General features: G+C 64.5%; 19 protein-coding genes and 2 tRNA genes. 4 read left to right on the forward strand and 17 right to left on the reverse strand.

Going from position 1 to position 18,996, the window contains the following annotated elements; translation table 11 throughout:
- Positions 1-7 precede the first annotated feature (7 nt).
- Entirely contained in the window at positions 8-1,153 is a 1,146-nt protein-coding gene (locus AB7532_RS32360) for a helix-turn-helix transcriptional regulator (RefSeq protein WP_441238714.1), read from the forward strand.
- A 275-nt stretch (positions 1,154-1,428) separates the two neighbouring features.
- Here AB7532_RS32360 and AB7532_RS32365 read toward each other — a convergent pair whose 3' ends face one another.
- Positions 1,429-4,131, reverse strand: coding sequence for a hypothetical protein (locus AB7532_RS32365; RefSeq protein ID WP_441238715.1), 2,703 nt, complete (start codon positions 4,129-4,131; stop codon positions 1,429-1,431).
- 63 nt (positions 4,132-4,194) lie between these two features.
- On the opposite strand from AB7532_RS32365, the gene AB7532_RS32370 reads away from it, so the two are divergent.
- The gene (locus AB7532_RS32370; RefSeq protein ID WP_441238716.1) at positions 4,195-4,677 is read left to right on the forward strand and encodes a hypothetical protein; all 483 of its coding nucleotides are present in this window, start codon (positions 4,195-4,197) and stop codon (positions 4,675-4,677) included.
- 23 nt (positions 4,678-4,700) lie between these two features.
- On the opposite strand, the gene AB7532_RS32375 is transcribed toward AB7532_RS32370, so the two are convergent.
- The 9 genes from AB7532_RS32375 to AB7532_RS32415 all read right to left on the reverse strand — a co-directional run bounded on the left by AB7532_RS32375 (position 4,701) and on the right by AB7532_RS32415 (position 10,703).
- Positions 4,701-4,776, reverse strand: a tRNA-Phe gene (locus AB7532_RS32375).
- Between the two features lie 185 nt (positions 4,777-4,961).
- Positions 4,962-5,144, reverse strand: coding sequence for a DNA gyrase inhibitor YacG (gene yacG, locus AB7532_RS32380; RefSeq protein WP_441238717.1), 183 nt, complete (start codon positions 5,142-5,144; stop codon positions 4,962-4,964).
- A gap of 146 nt (positions 5,145-5,290) precedes the next feature.
- Complete coding sequence (locus AB7532_RS32385; protein ID WP_441238718.1) at positions 5,291-5,920, reverse strand: Maf-like protein; 630 nt, start codon at positions 5,918-5,920, stop codon at positions 5,291-5,293.
- 156 nt (positions 5,921-6,076) lie between these two features.
- A complete protein-coding gene (locus tag AB7532_RS32390; protein WP_441238719.1) occupies positions 6,077-6,544 on the reverse strand; it encodes an arsenate-mycothiol transferase ArsC in 468 nt (155 codons plus the stop codon).
- A 71-nt stretch (positions 6,545-6,615) separates the two neighbouring features.
- A complete protein-coding gene (locus tag AB7532_RS32395) occupies positions 6,616-7,113 on the reverse strand; it encodes a UPF0262 family protein (protein WP_247504021.1) in 498 nt (165 codons plus the stop codon).
- Positions 7,110-8,405, reverse strand: a complete 1,296-nt coding sequence (hisD, locus tag AB7532_RS32400) for a histidinol dehydrogenase (protein ID WP_441238720.1) — start codon at positions 8,403-8,405, stop codon at positions 7,110-7,112. The genes AB7532_RS32395 and hisD overlap by 4 nt, the downstream gene beginning before the upstream one ends.
- Positions 8,406-8,550: 145 nt before the next feature.
- Positions 8,551-9,000, reverse strand: a complete 450-nt coding sequence (locus AB7532_RS32405; RefSeq protein ID WP_441239399.1) for a DUF2948 family protein — start codon at positions 8,998-9,000, stop codon at positions 8,551-8,553.
- Between the two features lie 78 nt (positions 9,001-9,078).
- On the reverse strand, positions 9,079-9,738 hold the full coding sequence (locus tag AB7532_RS32410) for an NAD-dependent epimerase/dehydratase family protein (RefSeq protein ID WP_441238721.1): 660 nt from the start codon (positions 9,736-9,738) through the stop codon (positions 9,079-9,081).
- A 26-nt stretch (positions 9,739-9,764) separates the two neighbouring features.
- Positions 9,765-10,703, reverse strand: coding sequence for an SDR family oxidoreductase (locus AB7532_RS32415; RefSeq protein WP_441238722.1), 939 nt, complete (start codon positions 10,701-10,703; stop codon positions 9,765-9,767).
- A gap of 83 nt (positions 10,704-10,786) precedes the next feature.
- On the opposite strand from AB7532_RS32415, the gene AB7532_RS32420 reads away from it, so the two are divergent.
- A complete protein-coding gene (locus AB7532_RS32420) occupies positions 10,787-11,440 on the forward strand; it encodes a TetR/AcrR family transcriptional regulator (RefSeq protein WP_441238723.1) in 654 nt (217 codons plus the stop codon).
- Between the two features lie 37 nt (positions 11,441-11,477).
- Here AB7532_RS32420 and AB7532_RS32425 read toward each other — a convergent pair whose 3' ends face one another.
- The 5 genes from AB7532_RS32425 to AB7532_RS32445 all read right to left on the reverse strand — a co-directional run bounded on the left by AB7532_RS32425 (position 11,478) and on the right by AB7532_RS32445 (position 15,582).
- On the reverse strand, positions 11,478-12,302 hold the full coding sequence (locus AB7532_RS32425; protein WP_441238724.1) for an alpha/beta fold hydrolase: 825 nt from the start codon (positions 12,300-12,302) through the stop codon (positions 11,478-11,480).
- Between the two features lie 129 nt (positions 12,303-12,431).
- The gene (locus tag AB7532_RS32430; RefSeq protein ID WP_441238725.1) at positions 12,432-12,950 is read right to left on the reverse strand and encodes a hypothetical protein; all 519 of its coding nucleotides are present in this window, start codon (positions 12,948-12,950) and stop codon (positions 12,432-12,434) included.
- 189 nt (positions 12,951-13,139) lie between these two features.
- On the reverse strand, positions 13,140-13,448 hold the full coding sequence (locus AB7532_RS32435; protein WP_441238726.1) for an EthD family reductase: 309 nt from the start codon (positions 13,446-13,448) through the stop codon (positions 13,140-13,142).
- 212 nt (positions 13,449-13,660) lie between these two features.
- Complete coding sequence (locus tag AB7532_RS32440; protein ID WP_441238727.1) at positions 13,661-15,325, reverse strand: FAD-dependent oxidoreductase; 1,665 nt, start codon at positions 15,323-15,325, stop codon at positions 13,661-13,663.
- A 68-nt stretch (positions 15,326-15,393) separates the two neighbouring features.
- Positions 15,394-15,582 (reverse strand): hypothetical protein, encoded by a 189-nt coding sequence (locus tag AB7532_RS32445; RefSeq protein ID WP_441238728.1) that lies wholly within the window; start codon positions 15,580-15,582, stop codon positions 15,394-15,396.
- Positions 15,583-15,900: 318 nt separating this feature from the next.
- Here AB7532_RS32445 and AB7532_RS32450 point away from each other — a divergent pair.
- Positions 15,901-15,975, forward strand: a tRNA-Thr gene (locus tag AB7532_RS32450).
- Positions 15,976-16,094: 119 nt separating this feature from the next.
- On the opposite strand, the gene AB7532_RS32455 is transcribed toward AB7532_RS32450, so the two are convergent.
- Together AB7532_RS32455 and AB7532_RS32460 are read right to left on the reverse strand one after the other, a co-directional pair.
- On the reverse strand, positions 16,095-17,072 hold the full coding sequence (locus AB7532_RS32455; RefSeq protein ID WP_441238729.1) for an outer membrane protein: 978 nt from the start codon (positions 17,070-17,072) through the stop codon (positions 16,095-16,097).
- Positions 17,073-18,347: 1,275 nt separating this feature from the next.
- The gene (locus AB7532_RS32460) at positions 18,348-18,824 is read right to left on the reverse strand and encodes a Crp/Fnr family transcriptional regulator (protein WP_441239400.1); all 477 of its coding nucleotides are present in this window, start codon (positions 18,822-18,824) and stop codon (positions 18,348-18,350) included.
- Positions 18,825-18,996 lie beyond the last annotated feature (172 nt).

The raw sequence follows: 18,996 nt of genomic DNA on the forward strand, positions 1-18,996 counted from the left end.
GTGTGGAATGCAGCAAGCTTCAGTCGAGAGATTCTCGGACCTCATCGGCAAGATCTACGACTGTGTGATCGCGCCTGACCACTGGACCGGCGTTCTGAACGAGATTCGCACGGAGTTCGGCTTCGCAACCGCCGTGCTCTCGGCCTACAGCCTCACGAACGTGAAGATCGGCGTCAATGCGGCGTCCGGAACCGATCCCGTTCCGACGATGACCGGGACCGCGATCGAGTATGTGGGCGATATCGTCCAGCTCTGGGGCGGCATCGAGCGCATCCGGCAATATCCGCTTGGAGAGCCGATCGTTCGATCCCAGGCGGTGCCTCGGGAGATGATCCTCGGCAATCGCTATCACCGGGAATGGGCCATGCCCAAGGGCCTGTTCGACGCCGTCGGCGTCGCCCTCGTTCGCGAGAAGACCATGATCGGAAATGCGACCTTCAGTCAGCATGAGTCCGACGGGGCCATCGTCGATTCACAGATCAGCGGATTGCGGGTTCTCGCACCCCACATCCGCCGCGCCGTGATCATCAGCAATCTGTTCGACATGAAGGCCGTGGAAGCCGCGACTTTCTCCGCCACCGTGGAGGCCCTGACGGCCGGCGTCGTCCTGACGGACGAGGATTCGAAGATCGTTCACAGCAACGCCGCAGCCTCCGCGATGCTGGAAGCGAGCGATCCCATCGTGGCACGGCATGGCCGGATCGCGGTTCAGTCCGCGACGACGACCACCACCTTGCAATCGGCCATCGCGCAGGCCGCGAAGGACGAGGCGGCCCTCGGGCAGAAGGGCATTGGCCTCGCGATCCCCCACCCGAGCGGTGAGCCTCGCGTCATCCACGTTCTTCCGCTGCAGCGCGGCCCGATGCGCGCCGGCCTGGCCCAGCGCGCCGCCGCCGCCCTGTTCGTGGCCTCAGCCTCCGGCCCGCCGCAGATGTCTCACGTCGCGCTCAACCAGCTCTACGACCTGACGCCGGCCGAGATCCGCATCTTCGAACTGATCTGCGATGGACAGACACGGGCGGAGATCGCGGAGTCGCTCGGCATTTCGCTGAGCACCGTCAAGAGCCATCTCATTCATGTCTTCGAGAAGACGGGATGCCGGCGACAGGTCGATCTGGTGAGGCTCGCGAAGTCGCTGACGTTTCCGGTGTGAACCGTAAGCGCCACGGCGCTCCGGTCCGCAGCAGCTCTCGTCAGATCGTTCTGGCAGTGATCAACCGCTCGATGCAACGCACCACGCGCGGCGCACAATCCGCCCGTCTCAGGCACGGTCCCGACGGCGGCCGGACGGAAGCGCGCCGGGCATGTGCGCCAATTTCCAAGTGTACCGTGGCCGAACTGCCATTCCGGCGTTTTTGTTGCAGGCTTCGGTGGCTACAACAAAACGAGCGGGGCACTTCGATCCGGCCGATCGCGCCCAAGCCACCGCTAGCTGAATCTCCCCTTCGGATCCGTGTACTTATACGTGTAGGTGCCGTTGTTCAGGTCCTCATAGGTCTGAACCTCCAGCACCACATAGACGATCTTCCAGGCCCCCGAGCCGGGATCGAGATTGTTCGGCAGCGACACGTTGGGGTTCACCGTCGCAGCGTTCGTATTGCCGTATTTGAGCAGCTCCTGCACCCAGTAGCCCGGGCTCAGGTCGGACGCATCGCCCGGCCGTGGATCGGGCAGCAGGAACAGCACGAAGCGGTAGGACGCGATCACGCTGCTTTCCCAGGCCGGATTGATCGCCGCCTTCGCGCTGTCCGGTAGCGTGCCCCAGTTCGGCGGGCCCCATGGCGGGCTCGTGCCGAACGGCTGCAGCGAGACGCCCCATTGCTGGGTCGTCGTATCGGTCGTCGTGTTCGAATAGCCGCCCGTTCCCCCGATCATGATGGAGCCCGAGGTCTGGATGCCGCCGAGCAGCGGCAACCCTGCCTTGTCGTCCCAGTAGCAACCGGCCGCGAGCGAGGCCTCGACATTCCAGGAGCCGCTGTTCATGGAGCTCTTCAGCGCCGTGAAGCCACCGCCGGTGACCCCGCTGAGCGACCAGGAGAAAGCCAGATATTTCTGCGACGGCCCACCTGAGGCCGCGCCGAAGTCGAACGCGGCCGGCCAGATCACGGTGTCGAAATAGTCGGGGATCGCGTCGCCCGTCAGCGCCGCCATCGTGGCGTTGATGCCGCACGGCGTGCCGTCCGCGCGCGTCCCATCGATCGTGTAGGTCATGAGATCCCCGGGCGTGACCAGGAACGGCACGTACATGACCTGGGCGGACTGACCGACATAGGCGCTGATCGCCGCGAAGATCGGCGCCTGCGGGGCCGCGATCGCGGCGTTCTGCGTGCCGTCGCTGATCATATTGCCGTTCGCGTCGAGGAACTTCAGATTGGTGATCGAGATCGAGGACGGCGCCGCGAACACCGAACCGTACTGGACGATGCCCAGCCCCACCATCGACGTATGATCCACGTTCGCAACGCTGGTCTGCTGCCACGGCAGCGTGAATGTGGCCGAGGTCGAGCTCGACCAATTCCTGGTATAGCCGCCGGACACCGACGCATTCCAGGCGATGCCCGCTTCACCGCCGTCGCCGAGCGATTCGTCTCCGGCCGAAATGCCGATCTTGCCGTTGGCGGTGAAGCTCGCGCCCACGTTCCAGCTCTGCTGGCCCTGAGCGGTGATGCCCTCCGACGTTCCGTAGATGACCGAGCCGAGATCGTTGACGGTGCTCTCGAACTGCCAGTTGATGATGTTCGCGTCCGGGAGCGGAATCGGTCCGTCGATGATCCCGGTCACGGCGACAGCGGGCCCCTGATTTGCCGTGTTCAGCGACATGTTGGCATAGTCCGAGATCACCTCGGCGGTGCCGAACGGCTGCACCTGCGCCACCGTGGTCTCGCCGTAGAACAGCAGTTGCAGCAGCGGATAGGAGGTGGTCGTCATGGTCCCGGTGCCGTCCGAGTTCGGCGCCGGCTGCGACGCCGTTGCGTTATTGGTGTCGACGATGAACATCATGCTCGGCGGCGTGCTCGTATCGGCCGAGGAGGCCGGCAGCATGGTCTGGCCAGCATAGGCAAGCGGTCCGTAGGTCGCGAAGGTTTCGACCAGCAGCGCGTTGCCCTCGTTCTTCACGTTGGTGATGGACGATCCGCAGGCGATGATGCGCCCCGCGGGATCGGGCAAAATCGTCAGCGGGGATTTGGTGGTGGCCGGGCTCGACCATGCGAGCGTGGGCTGCCCCGCGGCCGGTGAGCCGGTGGCGTCGAGCGGACAAGTCACCGCGACCTGAAACTGCTGTTGGTCGGATCCTTTCGAATCGGCCGTGGTGACGGTCATGAACATCACGAGGTCCAGCGCCAGATCGTTGCTGCTGACGCCGGCGCCGCTGACCTGCGGGGTGACCGCAATGCTGATCAGGCTGTCGAGGCTGACGCCCGAACGTCCCGCGACCGGAGGAAGCATCGCACCGACCTGGGCCGGGTTCAGCGCCAACTCGCTGGCCACGCGTGCGGGCCAGATCCCGAACACGCCCTCGCTGGTGGCAAAGGTTTTGCCCGGCTGCTGATCCGCCACGTAGTACAGCGCGACCGTCGCCCAGTCGGTCAGCTTGCCGGGTTGGGTCGGGAGCGATTGCATATACCCCACCAGGAATGCCTCCGATCCCAGCGAGACCGCGGTGACGCATGCCCCCTCCGGCAGGTTGACGTTAAGGCCGTTCTCGTCGCAGAGCAGGAAGGTGGTGAGCCAATTCGCTGTCGGCGCGCTGGAGCTTCCCGCCGGCGGCGGCGTGACGTCGTTGAGCGACGTCACCATGATGCCGCAGCTGGAATCCTTCCACAATTTCGATTGATTCCAGAACAGATACAGCGCCGGGATCGTGCCGGACTGAATTGCAAGCGCACAGCCGCCCGTGGTCTGCGGCGCAAAGCCGTTCTTCAGCGTGAGCGGGCTGTCCGACCATGATTCCTTGTTGCCGAGACCGGAGGCCGTGAAGCCCACTCCGGTGTTATACAGCGACTGCTGCATGTCGGAATTTCCGTCGGCGCCGATGACGAAGATGTTCGCGCCGAACAGCGCGACCGCATTGCCCTGCGGCCGGGCGCCGAGGCCAAGTTGAATTTCCGGATTTTGTGCAGGCGTAGCCATTCACGACCTCCCCGGCAGCAGCCTATCCTGCTACTGAGGAGACTACAGTCTAAGGTTGCGACAATGGGAAGTCGCATTCAGGTGACCGGCGCCGCCGCTGCCATGCTGATCGCGTTTCGCAAGACTTCTGACAGTGAGTCCACGATGCACCGAGTATCTCCGAAGGGCGTTGCGATCGGAAACATCACCGACATCGTCGCAACATATGTCGTGATGTTGCCCCCAATGGTGTACTTCGCGATCTGGTCCGGATTGCCGGTTGCCACAATCTTCAAGGAAAGCACCGCCCTTTATGTCTCGTACGTCATTCTGGGCGGAGCTTGTTCCGTGCTCGGCGGTTACGTTTCAGCGCGCATTGCTGGACATGACGAACTGCTGAACGGGGCGCTCTCGTCGATCCTCTGCATTGGCGGCGGCATCTATGCCGTGATCGGCGGCAGCGCTGCGGAGGATCTATGGATGCATCTCGTGTTCTTGCCGCTGAGCCCGGCGCTGGGGGCCCTCGGCGGCTACCTCCGGTCGCGGCAAACGGCGCGGGCCGGCTGATTGAACTAGGCGCTGAAGGGGGATGGTGCCCAGGGGCGGAATCGAACCACCGACACTGCGATTTTCAGTCGCATGCTCTACCAACTGAGCTACCTGGGCGTGCTCCAAAGAGGGGCCAAAGCCCATCGAGCGGGCGGTTTATAGTGGGCGGGGAGCTGCCTGTCCACCCACGCTTTGCCTTTGGCTTCGCGGGGCGCGGCCCGGCTGTGCACAATCTCCCGCGGGCTTGCCGCGGCTCGCGCGCGGCGCGTCGACCACCACATTAAATAACTGATATCACTTATCTATTCTTCACCGTCGGCCTCGTCGTCTCGGCCGGGGATGACATAGGAGCCCTTCAGCCAGCGGTTCAGATCGACGTCGCGGCAGCGGGAGGAGCAGAACGGACGGGTGGCCTGCGCCTCCGGCTTGCCGCAGATCGGGCAGGTTTTGAGCGGGCCGGCGGGCTTTTTGACGTGGTCGTCCATGATATCGGCAGCCTACGCGGGGTAAGAGGGTCCAAGAGCCTGTCGGCAAGGCGGTTCCTCACGCAGACGCGCAGGCGTCACGGGCCGGGTCCCGCGAGCCCATTCTACTGTGCATGGGGTTGTTTTCGAGATTTTTGTCTGGCTGCTCAGATGGCGGTGGCGTTGAGCCAGCCGAAGCGGATCGGAAAGCCCTCGCCGCCGAGCAGCGTCGTGGTCTCGTAGAGCGGCAGGCCGACGACGTTGCTGTAGGACCCCACCATCTTCACCACGAAGGAGCCGGCGATACCCTGCACGGCATAGCCGCCGGCTTTGCCGCGCCATTCGCCGGAGCCGATATAGGCTTGGATGTCGTCTTCCGAGAGGCGCTTGAAGCGGACGCGGGTCTCGACCAGGCGCTGCCGGAAGGCCTCCCGCGGCGTGACGAGAGTGATCGCGGTGTAGACGCGGTGGTTGCGGCCCGACAGCAGCCGCAGGCACTGCGCGGCCTCGTCGACGAGGTTGGCCTTGGGCAGGATGCGGCGGCCGACCGCCACCACCGTATCGGCGGCGAGAATGAAGGCACCGCGCAACTCGTCATCGAGCTGGACTGATTTCAGCGCCGCATCGGCCTTGGCCCGCGCAAGGCGATTGGCACAGGCGCGCGGCAGCTCGCCCCGCTTCGGCGTCTCGTCGACGTCGGCCGGCCGGAGCGCGTCCGGGTCGATGCCGGCCTGGTTGAGCAGCGACAGGCGCCGCGGCGAACCGGAGGCAAGTACGAATTTGGGGCGGCCGAGCATCAGGTGATTTGGGGGATGAGGCAGGGGGTGAATTGCGCGCGGAACCTATCGGAAGGGGGCTGATTTCACAACCCGGGAACCCAAGGTTTGGTGATTCGAGGTTTCCGACAAGCGTGTGCCCGCAGTCTGTGACGCGGGTGTTACGCCCGCCACATGCTACCCGCTCGCCGCGCCGACCTTCGCGAACCGCCGGCGGATACGCATCAGGAGCTGGTCGCAGACCTCGCGATAGGCGGCGAGCTTCTGGTCGCGGCTGCCCTCGATGGTGGTGGGATCCTGCGTCGGCCAATATTCGACGTCGGCCGCGAGCGTGCGGGTCAGCTCCAGCGCCTTGTGGTGCGCTTCCGGCGAGAGCGTGATGATGAGGTCGAAATTCAACCCCTCCCAATCCTCCAGCTCCTCGAAGGTCTGCGGCTTGTGGGGGGAGATGTCCTGGCCGAGCTCGGCCATCACGGATACGGCGAAGGGATCGAGCTCGCCGCGCCTGGCGCCAGCCGACTTCACGTAGAGGCCTTGCGGAAACATGTGCCGCAGCAGGCTCTCGGCCATCGGCGAGCGCACGCTGTTCATGGCGCAGGCGAACAGCACCGATTGCGGGTTACTTGCGCGTGGCGGACCCGCCATCGCGCCTAGGCCCTTTTGATAGAGGGCATGGCCTTGTCGGAAAACCGCGGTACACTTTTCCGGGCCATGCCCTAGCCCTTCCAGTGCAGGACAGTGATGAGCGTGAACAGCCGGCGCGAGGTCTCGAAGTCGACCCGCACCTTGCCCTTTAGCCGCTCCTGGAGCGTGCGCGATCCCTCGTCATGGATGCCGCGGCGGCCCATGTCGATGGCCTCGATCTTGTCCGGGGTCGCGGTCCGGATCGCCTGGTAATAGCTGTCGCAGATCATGAAATAGTCCTTCACGATCCGCCGGAACGGCGTCAGCGACAGCAGATGCGCGACCACGGGCGTGCCGTCCTCGCGGCGGATGTCGAACATCAGCCGGCTGCCGGTGATGCCGATATGCAGCGTGAACGGCCCCTTGCCGTCCGCGCCCTCAGGGGCGAACAGATTCTGTTCGATCAGATCGTAGATCGCGATCGCGCGCTCATGCTCGATGTCGGGCCCGGAACGGCCGATCGAGTCCTCGTCGAGCGTGACGCCGACGATACGGTTCTGCGAGTCGTCCTGTTCGGGCAGCTCTGTCATGACAGATTGAGGCGCAATCCAATCGAGCGCGAATGAGCGTCTAACCCTTCCGCTTGTCCGAGCGTCATCGCGGCAGGTCCCAGCGCACGTAGCTGGTCCGGGCCGCATTTCAGGATCGAGGTGCGCTTCATGAAATCGGCGACCCCGAGGCCTGAGGAGAATCTTGCCGAGCGCGCCGTCGGCAGCACGTGGTTGGAGCCGCCGACATAGTCGCCGATGGCTTCCGGCGTATGCGCGCCGAGGAAGACCGCGCCGGCGTTGCGGATTTTTGCGGCCAGCGCATCGGGATCCGTGGTCATGATTTCGAGATGCTCGGCGGCGATCGCGTCGGCCAGTGGAATGGCGTCGGCAAGAGACTTCACCATGATGATGGCACCGAAATCGGCCCAGGACGCACTCGCAATCGCGGTGCGCGGCAGCGTCTTCAGCTGCGCCGCGACCGCCTTCTCGACATCAGCGGCAAGGCGCGCCGAATCCGTAATCAGGATCGACTGCGCACTGGCATCGTGCTCGGCCTGCGCGAGGAGATCAGCGGCGATCCAGTCGGCATTGCCGGTGTCGTCCGCGATGACGAGGACCTCGGAGGGACCGGCGATCATGTCGATGCCGACCTTGCCGAACACCAGCCGCTTCGCGGCGGCGACATAGGCATTGCCGGGGCCGACGATCTTGGCCACCGGCGCGATCGTCGCGGTGCCGTGCGCGAGCGCGGCCACGGCTTGTGCGCCGCCGACGCGGTAGATCTCGCTGACGCCGCCGAGTTGGGCTGCCGCCAGCACCAGCGGATTGAGCTTGCCGTCGGGCGAGGGCACCACCATCACCAGGCGCGACACGCCGGCGACCTTGGCCGGGACTGCATTCATCAGCACCGAGGACGGATAGGCCGCAGTGCCGCCGGGCACGTAGAGGCCGGCGGATTCGATCGCGGTGTAACGCCAGCCGAGCTCGACGCCGAGCGGATCGGTGAAGCGTTCGTCCTTCGGCAGTTGGCGGCGGTGATAGGTCTCGATGCGGTCGCGCGCGAGCTTGAGCGCATCCAGCGTTACCGCGTCGCAAGCCTTCACGGCCGTTTCGATCTCGGCGGCGGTGATGCGCAGGCCGGAGGCATCCAGCGTCAGCCGATCGAACTTGGCGGTGGCCTCGAGCAGGGCGGCGTCGCCACGTTTGGCCACATCGTCGACGATCGCACGCGCGGCCGCCTCGACGTCGGCCGAGACCTCGCGCTTGGCGGCGAGGAAGGCCGCAAATCGTTGGTCAAAATCGGCGCTGCTGCGGTCGAGACGAACGGGCATTTTTGGCTTGGCTTCCGGCTGGTCGTGGGGGCGGATTGGCACACCCGACCCCCTGCTCAATGGCGCGGCGGGGAAGCTGCGTCAACCCTCGCAAAATGCCGTTCCAGCGGAGGCGTGAGCCGGTTCGGCTGGTATACAGGCCACCTCACCCCTCCCCATCGATCCCCAGTCCCGTTCCCAGCTCGTCCGTCCCAAGGTCGGTCAGCTCGCATTCGAGGCACTCGACGTCGAGGCGGATGGCGCCGCCCTGGGCGAACAGCAGGACAGCACTGCCGCCGGGCTCCTCGTCGCGACCGTCCTGGGGGTGAAACTCGATGCCGACGAGGTCCAGAACCTTGTCCGACCCATCGAGGTCGATATTGCGCGACTTGCAGGCGAGCACGCGGTCGAAACGGAGCGCGGCGACCAGCCGGCGCGGCTCGGCGTCACCGTCCAGCGTCTGCTCCCAGTCCAGCCGGCTCATGCCGACCACCAGCCGCTTCTCGCTCTGCCGCCAGATGATGTCGGCGGGCTGGACGCGGGCATCCTGCACATGGGTCGAGATCACGGCAAGGTCGTCGGCGTCGAGCGCGATCATTTTGAGCTGGGGAGACATCATCGATACTTCTCCTCTGGGGCGGATACAGCTCAACGCGCGCGGGCGCCGAAATTTCCTTCCTAACGGCCGAGCCGGTCAGACGCTATTGATATCCTCCATCTCCAGCACCTTTCGCGGATATCCCTCCCGGGCGACGTGGATCATGGCGCGGCCCATCTGCTCGGTCGATGTGACGAGGCTCGGCGATATCCGTCGCAGCACCGGCCAGAGCGGCCAGGTCACGGTGTAGATTGCCTGCACCCACGCGGTCTTCGACCTGACGCCGTGCAGCGGCTGGATCGCGCCCGGCCGGAACATATAGGCCGCCTTGAACGGCAGCTTGAGCAGATCGTTCTCGGTCTTGCCCTTGACCCGTGCCCACATCCGCGAGCCCTGCTCGGTGGAGTCGGTGCGGAGGCCGGTGACGTAGGTGAGGGTCATTTGCGGATTGAGCCTTGCCAGCGTCGTCGCAGCGGCAAGCGTGATGTCGTAGGTGAGATGGCGGTAGCGCTCCTCGCTCAGGCCGATCGAGGAGACACCGAGACAGAAGAAACAGGCATCGTAGCCGGTGAGCTGCGCCTCGATCGCCGAATAGTCCGTGAAATCGCCGTGCGTGATCTCGGTAAGCTTGGCGCTGCGCACGCCCGTCGGGCTGCGCCCTATCGCCAGCACGCTTTCGATACCGGGATCGATCAGGCACTCGCGCAGCACACCCTGCCCGACCATGCCGGTCGCGCCGAAGATGATCACTCGCATCGGAACATCCCCAACAGCGTCGCGGCTCATGCGGCGGCCGCGATCTCGTCGAAGGATACACCGGTCAGCGTGGCCGAGACATCCCACAACATCGCCGCCGCTGCAAAATCCTTCGCCTGCGACATGATCTTCGCCGCCATTGGTGGCCCCTTCAATTCGTAGAACCAGTTCGGGCCGTAATAGCCGCCGGGCTCCGCGGCCGGTGAGGTCGCAGCAAACAGGGTCGGCAGCGCGCCCTCGGCGGCGGAGTGGCTGATGAAGGGCTGGAGCCAGCGGCTCACCCGTGACTGGAACGTGTTGGCGCCCGGGCCGTTCGGAATGAGATCGGTCCGCGCATAGCCGGGATGGGCGCCGAGACTCGTCAGGCCCCAGCCGGCGGCGAGGCTGCGGCGTTGCAGCTCCAGCGAAAACATCAGCATCGCCAGCTTGGACTGGCAGTAGGCCCGCCACGGGCGATAGGAATACTTGCCCTGGAGGTCATCGAAATTGATCGCGCCGGAGCGATGCGCGAGACTGGAGAGGTTGACGACGCGCGCGGCCCTGGCGCGGCGAAGCTGCGGCAGCAGCCGCGCCGTCAGCGCGTAATGGCCGAGATAATTGGTGCCGAGCTGCATCTCGAAGCCGTCCTCGGTCTGCTGCCGCTTCGGCAGCGCCATCACGCCGGCATTGTTGACGAGGAGGTCGAGCTGCTCGTTGCTGGCGGCAAAGCGCCTGGCGAAATCGGCGACGGAGGCAAGGCTGGCGAGATCGAGATGCTCATAGGCGATCAATGCGTTGGGAAACCGCTCGCAAATGCCTTCGATCGCCCGCAGGCCCTTTGCGTCGTTGCGTCCGGTGAGTATGACAATGGCACCGGCGCCCGCCAGCGCCATCGCCGTCTCGTAGCCGAGGCCGCCCGTCGCCCCCGTGACGACGACGGTCTTGCCGCTGAGAGAGGGGATGTCTGCCGTGCTCCACTCGGTCATGCCATATCTCCGTTCGGGGCTGGAAAAGCCCCGCGACGGGTCTAAATGTGCACTGAGTGCAAGTTTGCAAGAGGTGAAATAATTTGAAGGCTTCGAAGCCCACCGCGAAATTGGTCAGGAAAGGCGCCAAGCCATTGCCGACAGGGGCAAAATCCGCCGATGGCCCCGGCCTGCGCGAGCGCAAGCTGCAGGCGACCCGCGAGCGGCTGACCCGCGCGGCGATGGCACTGTTCCTGGAGCGCGGCTTCGAAGCCACCACCATCGACGACATCGCCGCCGCGGCGGACGTGTCGCGCCGCAGTTTCTTTCATTATTTCGCCTCGAAAGAGGACGTGGTCTCGGCCTGGCAGGAAGGCGCCGCCGCCGCCTTGGTCGCCGAGATCGTCGCCCGGCCGGCGAACGAGTCCATGCTGACCGCAGCCGAGAATGCGATCGCGGGAGCGATCAAGCGGATCGATCCGGCGGAAGCCGCGGCCATGTCACGGCTCAAGCGCGACAATCCCGCGCTTCAGGCGCGCGACCAGCTCAAATACGAGAAACTCGAGCGGGCACTGGCTGAAGGGCTTGCGCAACGCGCCAGGACCAAGTCGGACAGGCTCAAGGCCCGGCTCGTCGCGATGATCGCCACCGGCGCGATGCGCGTCGGCGGCGAGAGCTGGATCGGCGAAGGTACGCGGGAGAAGCCGGAAGTCTTCGTGAAGCGCACCTTCGATGCGATCAGGGGGATATTGAAGTGAGCGCGCACCCTCCCCTGGAGGGGGAGGGTAAGAGGCCTCACGCCTTGAAGAACGCCAGCAGGTCCGCGTTGATGGTTTCGGCGTGCGTGGTCGGCATGCCGTGCGGGAAACCCTTGTAGGTCTTCAGCGTGCCGTTCTTGAGCAGCTTGGCCGACAGCGGCGCCGAGTCCGCGTAGGGCACGATCTGATCGTCGTCGCCGTGCATCACCAGCACGGGCACGTTGATCTTCTTGAGGTCCTCGGTGAAGTCGGTCTGCGAGAACGCGACGATGCCGTCGTAATGCGCTTTTGCGCCGCCCATCATGCCCTGGCGCCACCAGTTCTGGATCACCGCTTCCGACGGCTTTGCGCCGGGACGGTTGTAGCCGTAGAACGGGCCGGCCGGGAGGTCGCGATAAAACTGCGTGCGGCTGGCGGCGAGCTGCGCCTGGAGACCGTCGAACACGCTCTTCGGCAGGCCGCCGGGATTGGCCGCGGTCTGCACCATCACCGGCGGCACCGCGGAGAGGATCGCAGCTTTCGCCACGCGGCTCTCGCCGTGGCGCGCGATATAGTGCACGACCTCACCGCCGCCGGTGGAATGGCCGACATGGATCGCGTTCTTGAGATCGAGATGCGCCGTCACCGCCGCGAGATCGTCGGCGTAGTGGTCCATGTCGTGGCCATCGGAGACCTGCGACGAGCGGCCATGGCCGCGGCGGTCATGGGCGATGACGCGATAGCCTTTTCCGACGAAGAACAGCATCTGCGCGTCCCAGTCGTCCGCCGACAGCGGCCAGCCATGGCTGAACACGATCGGCTGGCCCGCGCCCCAATCCTTGAAGAAGATCTCGACGCCGTCCTTGGTGGTGATGGTGGGCATGGGTTGCATCCTTTCGACGAAAATCATGGCGTGGCGCGCGCACGAACGAGCACCGATGTTTCAGATATGGTGATGCGGGATTCCGAATGCGATGCCGCGCATCGATCCGGAATGACGGCGCTCGTGTGGTCAGGCAAACGTCATCGGCTTGTAACGGCGCCAGGCGCCGACGGTCAGCACCACGAAGAATACCAGCACGATGCCCTGCACCACCGCGAAGACGGGGCCTCCCGGCGGCGCCGGCGGCACGGCGGGCGCGAGCGCGGCGAGTGCCGGCACTTTCAGGAACGACTGGATCACCAGCACGAAGCAATTGAAGTAGAGCGAGATCATCGCGGTGACGATGTAGACCGGACGCCAGACGCCTGCGAGCTTCTGGCCATAGAGCGCGAAGCAGGCGATCGCAAGCAGCACCAGCGAGATGATGCCGATGATGTGCGAGGGCAGCAGTTTTTCGGTCAGAAGCGGCGGAATCGGAAAGCCGGTCGCGCTGGTGAGAATCGTGAACAGCAGGAAGATTGCGGTGAGGCCCGGCATCGGCTTCGAGCCGAGCAGGCCAAACATCACGACGAGGCCCGCGACAATGCCGATCAGGCTGATGACAACATGGACCAATACGAAGGTGTGCAGGCTCAATCCAAGGACCATGTCATTTCTCCTACTCTCGGCGCCGGGATCAGTCGATTGATATTACGGTCCTCATCGGATTGCCACATGCTCCCGCGTCACACGTTCGCGTGCAGCCATGCGCTGTCGTGCGAATCGACAAACGCATGGCTGAATTATTTGCACCGATGTCACAAACAACGGCAGTCCTCGACGAAAGTCGAATCGTGGTCACACTTCCTTGGTGTCGAAGATCAGCAGGTCGGCGCCGCCGCTGGCGAATTTCGGCACGTCGCCCGCGGCCGCCTTGCCGGCTTCGCTGCCGAATGCGTTCTGGATGTCGGCCACGCTGTCGAAGGTGAGAACGGCAACGAGATGGATGCCGGAGGGGCCTGCGGGAGAGCCGACCGCCCCGGTGCTGACGGCGTATTTTTTCAGGCCCGGAAGCTTCTTGGCGAGCGGAATGTGGGTCTCGGCATAATGCTTGTCGAAGGCGGCAGCGTCTTTGGGCGTCTTGTAGAGCACGACGAGTTCGGCCATTGAGTCCTCCCTTGTGAATTCTTTGTTCTTCCACGTGCGATTGGCTTCGCGGCGCAGGAATAGTCCGTGGGACACGTCAGGATAGCAAGCCATAATCGGCTTGCTATCTGCTTGTCTTGTCCTTGACTTGAGCCCAGTTCCAATGGATCGGAACGGGCTCTAGCTTTTTGTTTTGACGCGTTTTCTTTACGCGAACCGGTATCCACTTCGCTCTAAAGCGCCGGTTTTGCGGCGTCGCCGAGATAGCCATGCAGGGAGGCCACGACCTGCGCGCCCTCGCCGATGGCGCCGCCGACGCGCTTGACCGAGCCGGAGCGGACATCGCCGACGGCATAGACGCCGGGCACGGAGGTCTCGAGCGGCGCCACCAGCCGGCCCTGGTTCAGCTCGGACTGCGCGCCCGTGACGACGAAGCCGCCGCGATCGAGCGTGACGCCGCAGCCGTCGAGCCAGTTGGTGGCGGGATCGGCGCCGACGAACAGAAACAGATTGCGGATATCGGCGAAATCCCCGTCGTCGGACAGCCGGCTCTTCCAGCGGATCCGCCGCAGCAGCGAGGCTTCGTCGCCTTCGAGCGCGGTGATCTCGGTGTTGAACAGCAATTCGATGTTCGGCGTCGCTTCGATGCGCTCGATGAGATAGCGCGACATGCTGGCGCCCAGGCCGCCGCCGCGGATGATCATCAGCACCTTCTTCGCATGGCCCGACAGGAACACGGCCGCCTGCCCCGCTGAATTGCCGGCGCCGACAAGGGCCACTTCCTCGCCGGCACACAGCTTCGCCTCGACCGGTGAGGCCCAGTACCAGACGCCGCGCCCCTCGAATGTGTCGAGGTTCTCGATCTCAGGGCGGCGATAGCGCGCGCCGCTCGCGACCACGACCGAACGCGAGCGCAGGGGATCGCAGCCGTCGAGCGCGACCGAAAATGCGCCGTCCTTGCGCGCGCAGTCGAGCGATTTCACCGTGACGGGAATCATGATGTCGGCGCCGAATTTCTGCGCCTGGGTGAAGGCGCGCGCGGTCAGCGCCTGGCCGGAGATGCCGGTCGGAAAGCCCAGATAGTTTTCGATGCGCGCGCTGGCGCCGGCCTGGCCGCCGAAGGCGCGGATGTCGAGCACGGCGACCGACAAGCCTTCGGAGGCCGCATAGACCGCGGTGGCAAGTCCCGCCGGTCCGCAGCCGACCACCGCGACATCGTAGATCCGGCCGTCTTTCGGGCCGCCGATCATGCCGATCGCGCGCGCGACCTCGGTCTCGCCGGGATTGCGCAGCACCTCGCCGCTGGCAGCAACGACCAGCGGCCAGTCCTCTGGCTTCGGCGAATAGCGCGCGATCACTTCGGCGGCGTCGCGGTCGTGCTCGGGATCGAGCAGATGATGCGGCTGGCCGTTGCGTGTGAGGAAACCCTGCAAGCGGACGACGCCGACCGAATGCGAGGCACCGATCAGCACCACGCCGCCGACGCCGCCCTGGAGCAGATTGACCCGGCGCAGGATCAGCGCGCGCATGATGCGCTCGCCGAGCTCGGCCTCGGCGACCAGCAGCGCGCGCAGCCGGTGCGGCGGCAACAGCAGCGTCTCGACGTCGCCTTCGGCGCGGCCGTCGACCAATGCCGGCTGTCCCGAAAGCTGACTGAGCTCGGCCAGAAATTGCCCCGGCCCCTGGTCGATCAACGGGGTGACATGACCGAGCCCGTCACGCTGGGTGATGGCGACATGGCCCTTCAGCACCACGAACATGCCCGGCCCCGGCTTGCCGGTTTCGAACAGGAACTCGCCGTCGGCGTAGCTGCGCACCTCGCCGAAATGCCTGACACGCTCGATCTCGGCCGGTGTCAGCGCCGGAAAGGTCTGTTCGGGGCGGGTGAACCGCGACATCTGCGCGTCGCTGTCAGCCCGTTGCGATTCGTCCTGCCCGATTGCCACTGCATGCACTCCAAAAAATTCTAGCTGCCGGATTTGTCGGCGGCCCCCTCATTTAGGGAACCATCCTCGTTCTGCGAGGGCTCATCCATTGCGGCGCGTTCGCGCGCCTGCAGCTTTCGCCGCTTCAGGTTCTCGCGCAGCGCCGATTTCAGGCGGTCATCGCGGGATCCCCTCGCCTGTCTCGCACGCTTGTCGTTCTCGTCGGCCATTACGGGTCCATTACAGCGGTCGGGGATAACATGCCCAGGGAATACGGCAGCTCAAGAGGTCCCGCGCGAACGGATCGTGCGAAACTCGAAATGGACCGAATTCGAGCGCTCCGCCAACTGGCCAGTTGGTGGGGGATATCAGGACCCAAATCCGTAGAAAGTCGGGCGTTTCGCGCCAAATCGGGCATTTTGGGCCTGATATCGCCTCGATTTTCTCATGTTGACCGGCCTTGCAAGCTTGCACAGGAGGGGGGCTTGTGGCAGATATCGGCCCGCTTGGTAGGCCCCTCGTGGCGGCCGATTCTCATCCCAGCACATGCTGCCGTAGCTCAGTGGTAGAGCACTCCATTGGTAATGGAGAGGTCGACAGTTCAATCCTGTCTGGCAGCACCATTCCCTTCAGCAAATCGCCTTCTTCCGTTTTCAGTTCTCGCCGCAGAGCCTTTTGCGGGGCCCCGGTGGGGCAGGACGCGTCATCCGCCCCTCGCCGGTTCTCGCAAGGCTCAAGTCAACTAGAAACCAAAGCCGATGCCGCCGGCCGCCAGATGGTGGGACGTGCCGCCGAAGCTGGCCGTCCACGGGCTGGTCGCAGCATGACCGGGACTCACGGTGGATCCGAAAACCTGATTCACGTCGCCGATATACAGATAGCGGTACTCGCCGAACAAATAAGCGCCGCTGTTGCCGAGGGCGAAGCGCGCACCCGCCTTGGCCTGTGCCGCAAAGGTCCAGGCCGAGGAATCCGGCCGTGCGTTGAAGTGATTGACGCCAGGCTCGACCGGGTCGGTCTGGGTGGACGTCGCGCCGTTGATGGAGACGTTGGCGGCGCCGATGCCGCCGCCGACATAGGGCGTGATACCTTGATAGGGCGTGTTGAAGCCGACAACCATGTTCGCCAGAAGCACCGTGGTGCGCATCGGGAAAGTCGTGTCGAAGGAGTGTTCGGCAAGCCGGTCCGTGGGGTTCACCAGCGTCGCGCGCGGCTGGTTGCCGGCCAGATAGAAACCTTCGATCTCCAGCGCGGGCCGCACATACGCGCCATACGACCATTCATAACCGAGATGCGCGCCACCGAACCCGACACCACCGCTGCTGGTCCGCCCCGAGGCATCGACGGCCAGGGGGCCGCCGGCGGCCTCGATGAAAAAGACGGTGCCGAGCTGGCTGACGTCGGTACCGCCGCGACTGCCGCCGCCACCGAAAACGCCGACATAGGCGCCGCCGTTGCGCGCCGGCACGACCGCGGGGCCCTTGTTGTACATCGCATAGGCCTGCGCGGGCGGGGCTGCCGCCACCGTCTCCCTCGCGGCGTCGCGCCCGGCTGGCGATGCAGCCGCGCGAGCTTCGGTTGGAGTCGCAGTGCGCCGCTCCTGCTTCGCCTGCTTCAATTCGGCGCGCAGCTCCGAAATGGTCTGCTGCTGCGCTTTCAGCATGCGAAACAGTTCGGCGTTGGACGGCACGTCCTCGGCATGCGCAGCGCCCGTAATCATCAAGCCTGCTGCCACGATAAAACATTTGCGCGCTGTCATTTGATACCCGCCCCTCGGTTGCAAATCATCTGCTGACACTATGGAACCTCGCCGGACGCGCGCAAAGACATCGCACCCGCGGATGCGACTGTTTGAGGCACATGAGCTGGAGATTTTGAATGCCGTGTGGATTTTGAGCGACACGCGTCTGCGCGTCTCCATCACCCCTGTCGGCAGCACGATTCTCAAATCACGCACGAAGCGGCATTCTCGCGGCGCAAATCGCCCGAGTTTTGCGAATCACCTTTGCCCGCTTCTTTGAAGAGGGCGCAGGGAAGACCGGGTGCCGGCGGGCACCCGCGGTCCACTGCGCGAATGTGGTGCGCAAGGAAACCGCACAGCAGCATACAGGTGACGCCGAACACTCGGCCTTCCCTGCGCGATGGGTTGACGGCTTATACGCGCTCTCCCCGGAGCCGAGTTCCTTCTGGCCTCCGTCGCCTCGCGAATTGGCGATGTCTCGAAACCCGGTAGAGCCCCGATCCATCTCCGCAAGGCTTGACCGTAGCAACGACGGTCAGGACCACGCGCTTTCGCCGTACGCAGCTTCCGGCTTCGCCAAGAGGCTTCGCCGGACACGCCGGCTTGGACTCAAAGGATTTGCCAGACTTCGGCGCCGTCCGTTCCGCTGAGAGCCGGGGACCTCACGAGGTTCATCTCGCCCTGGTCCCGCATTCCCTGCCCGGCGCTGCCGCGTCCACCGCACCCCGACCCACGTTCGACACGACGTACGATCGCCCCTCTCCGAGAGGTCGGGATGGCGGGGAGAATGCCGCAATTCCGAATTTCGGTAAAGTGGAATATTTTTGCGAACCAGGATTGACGGGGGCTGGGTGTTTTGCCCGACGGGCAAATCAGCGTGCGCGGCGAACACAAGCCTGCCGCCTGACAACCAGATGCCGCGGTTCCTGACTGGTCGGCGGCGCGAGTAAGGTTAATTCTTCCTTTCGATTGTCGGTAAAGTTTTATCTATTATCGTCTTCGTCATTCGTGACGAACAAGAGGCTCCCATCGTGCTTGCGTGTTGCCTGATCGTGGCTGGAACTGCACTGCTTCTCTCCGGCCTGGTTGCCTTCGGCTTTCATAGAAACTCGCTGCACTCGATGGCGCTGCTGTAGCCGTGACGACGAGACGGCCTGTAGGATGGGTAGAGCGCAGCGAAACCCATCGAGAGCTTGTTATGCCGAGACATGATGGGTTTCGCTGCGCTCTACCCATCCTACGCTCGACGCATCGTCAATTGTCGTTACCCGCCTGACGTGCAGCAAACCGATCGTCGGCCCGGCGCAGCCGCCGGCAAAGCTCGCGATTGATGTTTTGCAGGACGATCACGTAGGCGTGGATGTCGGCTTTGTAGCAGGCATAGAGATCCTGTGCGGTCAGCTCGTACAGCACCGTCGGGCTCTCCGCGACCACCGTCGCGGAGCGATTCTGCATTTCGATCAGCGACATTTCACCGAAGAAATCGCCGGGTTCCAGAACGGAGATCGGGATGACGCTCCCCGCATGCGCCCGTTTGCTCACCGCCAGCCGGCCGGATTCGACGATGAACATCGAGCGTCCCGGCTCGCCTTCCGCCACGACGGTCGCGCCGGCATCGAAGCGGCGTTCGCTCAGCATCGACATCAGCAGGTCGAGACTGGTGTCCGGAAGGCCGCCGAAGAACGGCGTCGCGAGCAGGAACGCTTTCAGATCGGGGGCACTGACAACCATTGAGCGAAGATACGCTTCATGGCTATTTGCGGCAAGCAAGGCGGCGAGTTCCGTCATTGCGAGCGGAGCGAAGCAATCCAGAATAGTTCTGCAGCGACAGTCTGGATTGCTTCGTCGCTTTGCGCCTCGCAATGACGCGGTGAGAGGCTCTCACTCTCGTATCCATCGCTCA

It is taken from the genome of Bradyrhizobium sp. 930_D9_N1_4 (assembly GCF_052076015.1).
Classification (GTDB): Bacteria; Pseudomonadota; Alphaproteobacteria; order Rhizobiales; family Xanthobacteraceae; genus Bradyrhizobium.

Coding starts and splice junctions, on each gene's coding strand:
- AB7532_RS32425 (WP_441238724.1), bottom strand. CDS start 12,302: ATGCCCACCATCACCACCAAGGACGGCGTCGAGATCTTCTTCAAGGAT.
- AB7532_RS32360 (WP_441238714.1), top strand. CDS start 8: ATGCAGCAAGCTTCAGTCGAGAGATTCTCGGACCTCATCGGCAAGATC.
- AB7532_RS32390 (WP_441238719.1), bottom strand. CDS start 6,544: ATGGCGGGTCCGCCACGCGCAAGTAACCCGCAATCGGTGCTGTTCGCC.
- hisD (WP_441238720.1), bottom strand. CDS start 8,405: ATGCCCGTTCGTCTCGACCGCAGCAGCGCCGATTTTGACCAACGATTT.
- AB7532_RS32385 (WP_441238718.1), bottom strand. CDS start 5,920: ATGCTCGGCCGCCCCAAATTCGTACTTGCCTCCGGTTCGCCGCGGCGC.
- AB7532_RS32410 (WP_441238721.1), bottom strand. CDS start 9,738: ATGCGAGTGATCATCTTCGGCGCGACCGGCATGGTCGGGCAGGGTGTG.
- AB7532_RS32395 (WP_247504021.1), bottom strand. CDS start 7,113: ATGACAGAGCTGCCCGAACAGGACGACTCGCAGAACCGTATCGTCGGC.
- yacG (WP_441238717.1), bottom strand. CDS start 5,144: ATGGACGACCACGTCAAAAAGCCCGCCGGCCCGCTCAAAACCTGCCCG.
- AB7532_RS32415 (WP_441238722.1), bottom strand. CDS start 10,703: ATGACCGAGTGGAGCACGGCAGACATCCCCTCTCTCAGCGGCAAGACC.
- AB7532_RS32365 (WP_441238715.1), bottom strand. CDS start 4,131: ATGGCTACGCCTGCACAAAATCCGGAAATTCAACTTGGCCTCGGCGCC.
- AB7532_RS32405 (WP_441239399.1), bottom strand. CDS start 9,000: ATGTCTCCCCAGCTCAAAATGATCGCGCTCGACGCCGACGACCTTGCC.
- AB7532_RS32435 (WP_441238726.1), bottom strand. CDS start 13,448: ATGGCCGAACTCGTCGTGCTCTACAAGACGCCCAAAGACGCTGCCGCC.
- AB7532_RS32455 (WP_441238729.1), bottom strand. CDS start 17,072: ATGATTACGGGCGCTGCGCATGCCGAGGACGTGCCGTCCAACGCCGAA.
- AB7532_RS32370 (WP_441238716.1), top strand. CDS start 4,195: ATGGGAAGTCGCATTCAGGTGACCGGCGCCGCCGCTGCCATGCTGATC.
- AB7532_RS32445 (WP_441238728.1), bottom strand. CDS start 15,582: ATGGCCGACGAGAACGACAAGCGTGCGAGACAGGCGAGGGGATCCCGC.
- AB7532_RS32430 (WP_441238725.1), bottom strand. CDS start 12,950: ATGGTCCTTGGATTGAGCCTGCACACCTTCGTATTGGTCCATGTTGTC.
- AB7532_RS32460 (WP_441239400.1), bottom strand. CDS start 18,824: ATGGTTGTCAGTGCCCCCGATCTGAAAGCGTTCCTGCTCGCGACGCCG.
- AB7532_RS32440 (WP_441238727.1), bottom strand. CDS start 15,325: ATGTCGCGGTTCACCCGCCCCGAACAGACCTTTCCGGCGCTGACACCG.